Here is a 400-nt window from a genome sequence, read left to right as displayed (position 1 = left end):
GCGAGTGTCGAAGGTGAAATCAATAACTGGGGTGAAGTCGTAACAAGGTAGCCGTATCGGAAGGTGCGGCTGGATCACCTCCTTTCTAGGGAGAATTAACCTACTGTTTAATTTTGAGGGTTCTTTAAACCTCTTAAAAAATAATATTGACAAAATTCGACGAGGTTATTATAATATAATCTGTTGAAAAAGCATATGGGGGTGTAGCTCAGCTGGGAGAGCACTTGCCTTGCACGCAAGGGGTCAGGAGTTCGATCCTCCTCATCTCCACCATTAGTACTTTGAAAACTGCATAACATTTAGTGATATGACATTATATAAAGAAGATAACTTTTAAAAATATCAACTTTAAGTAAAGGGATTTGTCTGAATGTATATGAAGACAAAGACTTTGACGCTA

The 400-nt window shown here is 38.2% G+C and carries 1 tRNA gene and 1 rRNA gene; both read left to right on the top strand.

What is annotated here, in order from left to right:
* Positions 1 to 85 (top strand): 16S ribosomal RNA (locus QX51_RS18390); the annotation flags it as partial.
* Positions 86 to 197: 112 nt separating this feature from the next.
* Positions 198 to 273 (top strand) — tRNA-Ala (locus QX51_RS18385).
* The last annotated feature ends 127 nt before the right edge of the window (positions 274 to 400 follow it).

It is taken from the genome of Terrisporobacter othiniensis (assembly GCF_000808015.1).
Classification (GTDB): Bacteria; Bacillota; Clostridia; order Peptostreptococcales; family Peptostreptococcaceae; genus Terrisporobacter; species Terrisporobacter muris.
Note: the sequence above shows the minus strand (reverse complement) of the source record. Positions and strands in the feature narration are given on the sequence as shown.